General features: G+C 43.5%; 4 protein-coding genes. All 4 read left to right on the top strand.

Features of this window, described 5'->3' with window-relative positions; genetic code table 11:
- Window positions 1-788: 788 nt before the first annotated feature.
- The 4 genes from JF818_RS02455 to JF818_RS02470 all read left to right on the top strand — a co-directional run bounded on the left by JF818_RS02455 (window position 789) and on the right by JF818_RS02470 (window position 5882).
- A complete protein-coding gene (locus JF818_RS02455) occupies window positions 789-2039 on the top strand; it encodes a glycoside hydrolase family 28 protein (protein ID WP_198890402.1) in 1251 nt (416 codons plus the stop codon).
- Complete coding sequence (locus JF818_RS02460; RefSeq protein WP_198890403.1) at window positions 2032-3741, top strand: sensor histidine kinase; 1710 nt, start codon at window positions 2032-2034, stop codon at window positions 3739-3741. Before JF818_RS02455 ends, JF818_RS02460 begins: the two co-directional genes overlap by 8 nt.
- Window positions 3738-4478 (top strand): response regulator, encoded by a 741-nt coding sequence (locus JF818_RS02465; protein ID WP_198890404.1) that lies wholly within the window; start codon window positions 3738-3740, stop codon window positions 4476-4478. Before JF818_RS02460 ends, JF818_RS02465 begins: the two co-directional genes overlap by 4 nt.
- A 69-nt stretch (window positions 4479-4547) precedes the next feature.
- On the top strand, window positions 4548-5882 hold the full coding sequence (locus JF818_RS02470) for an ABC transporter substrate-binding protein (RefSeq protein ID WP_198890405.1): 1335 nt from the start codon (window positions 4548-4550) through the stop codon (window positions 5880-5882).
- The last annotated feature ends 44 nt before the right edge of the window (window positions 5883-5926 follow it).

Consider the following 5926-nt stretch of genomic DNA (forward strand, 5'->3'; position numbering starts at 1 on the left):
GCGAATAACACCGAGATGTTTTAGAGAAAGCGTAGTGTTCCTTTTGAGCGTAGGAATTCCCCAAGTATTATTAGATGAGTACCTATGACGAAGAAAGTATGGGCGGTCTCTTTTAGGATCGGGTTGTGCCATCAGTGATAGTTGCAGGAACGACAACAGTAATAGCACCCATCTACAAATTGGTAATAGCCGTGTGCTTTACTGAGTGCATCAGAACAAGAGTTGCAATACCCTAAATCTTTTTGATGTTCTGGGTTGGGTAGATGATCACAACTCATTTTGTGAACTTCATGATAGTGATTTTCAATAGTTTCCGTATTTACACAATACTTTTCCACAACAATCCTCCTAACATTCCCTCTGTTAGGTAGCTCAATGATGTTTATTTTCTAGGGTTTTGTATGATGGTTATAAAATAAATCTGAAAAACAGATTTGTAAATAGTTTATTTTTTATAATATATATAAATATTAAGTTTACTAATCTTAATGATGAAAATATGTCAGATATAGTGAAATATGATGAAAATTCGTCATGTGAACGAATAGTTCATTGTAAAAAAATGGAACAACGATTTGAAATTCTATGTGCTTGAAGATTTTGGTAAAATCTAATGAACTACTTCATTGTCATGGTTCTTGTTCCGATCTATTTGAGAGGATGATTTCTAGGTACAGATCTTTGCACTAAATCTATGTTGTGACACCTTCCCTATAACTTCAATCATTTGCCTTATGTGCATCAACCTTCTCCTTATGGTATGCTGTTTGGAATCGTAAGGAGGGCGCATGAAACTGAACATCAAGGACTATGGTGCTATTGGAGATGGTCGTACGATTACCACCAAGGTACTTCAGCAAGCAATCGATGATGCTGCAAAGCAAGCTGCAATATTGGTTGTCCCTCCTGGGACATATCTCTGTGGGTCGCTCTTCCTGAGAGAAGGAATGGCTCTGGAAATACAGAAAGATGCAGTTTTGCTGGGGTCTCCATGCCTTGATGATTACGTAATTGCCGACACCAGGTTTGAAGGCAGGACCTGTCAATGGCCACTTGCGTTGCTTAATGCACAAGATATCGAAGGTGTTCATGTATATGGGGAAGGTACACTTGATGGAAACGGCATTCCCTTCTATACAGATTTCTGGGAAAAGCGTGAGCAGGCGATAGCCTTGGATAGTCCTTTTTCCAACCGGGATGTTATGCGGCCTCGACTTTTCTTTATTGAGCGTTGTTCCTCAGTAACCGTTGAAGGGATCACACTACGGAATTCTGCCTTTTGGAACCTTCATCTCTATGATAGTAGAGATATCATTGTGAGCGGGATCACCATACAAGCACCACATGAGGGAGTCAGGGCTGCAAGCAGTGACGCCATTGATATTGATGCTTGCCAACATGTTATCATCAGGGATTGTGATTTTTCCACCGATGATGATTGTGTGTGTATCAAAGGAGGGAAAGGTCCTGATGCTCATGTAACCAATAAGCCAACAGAGGATATCTTGGTAGAAGACTGTCGGTTTGGTTTTGGGCATGGTGTCATTACCTTTGGAAGTGAAGCCTCAATCGTACGAAATGTTCGCATCCGCTCGTGCATGGTAGAAGGGGAGAATACCTTGGTACGCTTTAAATTCCGAGGCGATACCTACCAACATTTCGAACACATGATTTTTGAAGATATTACTATCAGGAATGGGGGGTGGTTGTTCGATGTAAGGCCCTGGATTAGCCGTCAGGATGAACTGCTTGGGGAAGACCAAATGTCCGTGGTATCTGATCTGACAGTAAGGAACATTACCGCCACCGATATGCAATCACCAGGAGTACTGGGAGAAGGCAGTGACTATCTAAAACTCGAGGGAATCGTTTTACAGTCCATCAACTTTACCAGTGCTCCTGATGCAACAGGTTCTCTGGTCCGAGCAGATGTCCATGAGAAACAAGAAGCCCCTGTAGGGGTTCTTTCTTACGACACGAGTGGGAATATCGTGTTCAATGATGTGATCATTGATGGAGAGATGCTTTCACATGCATGAACGATCGGTAGGAACGGCGATGCGTCGTATCTTCTTTCGGAACAATCTCTTTGCTTTTCTTGCTCTGTTGGTTCTTCCTATCTTGATAATGGGGTCTCTCTCCATGTACCTACTCCATGGGTATATTCGCAAGAACCTCGATAAGGAGACCGAAATACTTCTTGACCAACTGGTCAGCAAGGTTGACCTGATCACAGACCAATTCAATCCGCTCATCCGTACCGTTGATATTGAAGGGCAATCTTCCTACGTTGCACGGAAACTTATGGATTCAGTAGAGATGACATACACTGATATTTTTCTGCTTAATGACGTTAAGGACCAGCTTGCTTCACTTCGTAACGCCCGTGAATACATTCATTCGATCAACCTATACTTTGTGAACTCCAATGACTATTATCTTTCTGATACAGGAAAGCATTCGCTGGGAGAACGTGATGACTATTGGTTCGATTCCTATCAGGAGAATCGTTATAATACACAGTCATGGACACTGGTGAGTGAGCATCGCCAACTTGGAGGTAGTTCCTATACTCTTCTCAGCATGTTTCATATATTGGGTAATGGGGAAGGCGTTATCGTTTTTAATCTCCGGCCTGACTATCTTACAACGCTTATAACTGAGGGTTTAGCTGAGGCGGGGCACCAGCTATGCATCACTGATGAGGAAGGCCAGATTCTGCTTGGGTCTTTATTACCTGGTGCAGATGTTGAGAGGTATATCATCAGTACTGCGCTTTCTGAAAATACGCGCTGGACATTGACCTTGTATTCCGATAAGGCAGTAATCTTTCGAGTATATCGTAATGTATTGTTCTTGATACTTGCTTTCTCGACGCTTTCACTGGTAGTGGGTGTGATTCTCTCTGTATGGCTGACCCAACGAAGGACCCGGCAGATCTATGCCATCATTAACTTGCTCGAAGCTGCTCAGCATAATGAAAAACTCCCTAAGCTTCCGGAGAAACAAGGCCCAACCTACGGATACATCATCCACCAGATTGTCAATGCATTCTTGGAACATTCATATGTGAAGGCGCAACTGGATGCACGTAAATATAAACTGAAAACGGCCCAACTGGTTGCTCTACAGGCTCAGCTCAACCCGCATTTTCTTTTCAATACCTTGGAGACCTTGAATTGGAAGGTATATGAGTTTACAAATTCAGCAAACCAAGCAAATCAAATGATCGAGAACCTTTCCGACCTTATGCGATATAGTCTCGGAAGCAGTGAAGATATGGTCTATCTCTCTGACGAAGTTGAAAATATCAAGAGCTATCTTTCCCTACAGAAAGTGCGCTATCAAGAGAAGTTTGATACTCATTATGATATTGAGGAAGGTGCTCTACATTGTCGTATGCCGCGCATGTTGTTGCAACCTATTGTGGAAAACGCAATCTACCATGGTATTAAGCCATTGGAAAGGAATGGCTGTATCATGATTACAGCAAAGCAAGAAAATAGCTCATTATTAATCAGCATTTTTGATGATGGGGTGGGAATGACTGAGTCACAGAAGGATACCCTGTTGGCGAGTCTGGATGAAGACCAACCATTGCATACTGACCATATTGGACTCGCCAATGTACAAGCTCGATTGCGATTGCTCTATGGGCTATCAATTGCAATTGAAAGCCAACCGAATGAGGGGACTACCATCCATATACAGGTACCCCAAGATGGGGAGGCTAAAATATGAATCATACGTTGCTGATCGTTGATGATGAATTGACCATTCGCCAAGGTTTGTCATCCTTCCATTGGGAAGAGCTTGGTTTTAAGGCAGTGGCAGCGCTGGAAGATGGAAGGCAAGCATTGGAATATGTACTTTCTCATCCAGTTGATGTCGTGCTTTGTGATATTCGCATGCCATCAATGGATGGTCTGGCTTTTGCAAAAGAAGTGTGGGAACGAAAACTTCCTGTAACTGTCGTTCTATTGACTGGTTACAAGGACATGGAGTATATCAGGCAAGCTATGCGCTACGGTTGTCGTGATTATCTGCTAAAGCCGACTCGGTTTAGGCAACTGGAAGAGCTGTTCTCTCACCTGAAGCAGGAGTTGGATGCAAAATGGGAAGCCAAAGAAGCACCAGATTCAGATGATAGTGTGATACGTACTGCAAAATCATATATCCTCTCTCATCTTGATTCGGTGAGTTTAGAAACAGTTGCAGCCTATTTGAATCGTAGCCCTGCTTATTTCTCAAAGATTTTCAAGGAGAGAACTGGGATGCAATTTTCAGACTATTGTCAGCAGGAACGTTTGGCTTTAGCAAAAAAGCTCCTTGATGATCCAAGGAATCAAGTACAGGATATAGCCTTAGAAACTGGGTATAGTAACGCTGCCAACTTTGCGAGGGCTTTCAAGATGCAGTGTGGGCTATCCCCAACTGAATACCGAGCGCAAGAAATGACTCATTTTGACAAGAATTGAATGTGGTATGTGTTCACCTGTCTGCCAGATACTTGCAGTAGAGTGTTATTGCATGAAAGGAGGAAATACATGAAAACACGGATTCTTGTGCTTTGTCTTGTATTGGTATTTGTTGGTGCCTTGGTTTTTGGTGCCGGACAAAAAGAAACAACTGCAACGAAAGATGAAACCATCACCCTTCGATTTGCTTGGTGGGGTGGCGATAGTCGCCACGAAGCGTATATGGCTGCTGCTGAGCGGTACATGGAATTGAACCCCAATGTAAAGATTGTCAGTGAATATGGTGGATGGGATGGATATAGAGAGAAACTCTATACCCAGCTTGCTGGTGGAAATGCCCCCCACGTATTTCAGAACCATTATACTTGGCTTGCAGAACAAGCCGCATGGTCAGGTGCAGAGGTTGTAAAAGACTTGCAGCAATATAGTGAAATTATTGACCTCAGTATCTTCCCTGATGGGCTCTTGAAAGAGTTTGTTATCCATAATGATCAGCTGCTTGCACTCCCTTCTTCAGTCAACACCGATGCACTTGTTGCAAACAAGGCTGTCCTGGATAAGATTGGATTCGATTATGATCAGAAATGGTCATTTGATGATTTCTTTGCCTTTAGCGAGAAACTGAAAGCAGTTGATTCCTCCCTCTATTTCGAGAATGGCATGGCTGCTAGTGACATCCACATGTATTGGTTCCTTGCCTATATGGTACAGAAGACAGGGCTTCCTTTTGCAACCGATTATACCCTGAGCTATGATGAGGCAACTGTCACGGAAGCGTTCCGTTTCCTTGAAAAGTATTTTGCATCAGGCGTCGTTGAACCGCTTGGTACCTTGGAACTCTACACCGGAAACTACCCACAGAATCCTAAATGGGTAAATGGAGAGACAGGTGTACTCTTCGGCATGCTTTCCACCTTGGAAAACTATGTGAATGCAATGGGTGACTACAAAGATGATGCAACTGTCATTCGTTTGCCTATCATGGAGGGAGCAAAGGATCCGTACTACCAGACAAAGGTCGGACAGATTTTCTCCATCGCAGCATCAGTTGAAGATGCTGAAGCGCTTGAAGCTGCGAAGTTCATTAACTGGATGAATACTGATGAGGAAGCCGGTGTGTTGCTGAAACTCTCCAGAGGTATCCCTGTCAGTGAAAAGCAGAATCAGGCTCTCAGTGAAGCAGGTTTGCTTAGTCCTCTGGTAATGCAGGCGATGGAGTATGCCAACGAAGCAGGAGCCGGGATTGGGCAAGGAACCTTGATCAGGAATAACGAAATTTCCAGAATTGGTGCCGACATGATCAGTTCCGTTGCTTTCGGGCAAAGCACTCCAGAAGAGGCTGCCAAAGAGTATATCAAATTGGTCAATCGAAAACTCCAAGAACTGAAAACTGCCCAGCAGTAATCTTCATAACACAATCCTGTGCGGAGTGGGGGAAACCCCACTCC

The organism is Sphaerochaeta sp. S2 (genome assembly GCF_016406725.1).
Classification (GTDB): domain Bacteria; phylum Spirochaetota; class Spirochaetia; order Sphaerochaetales; family Sphaerochaetaceae; genus Sphaerochaeta.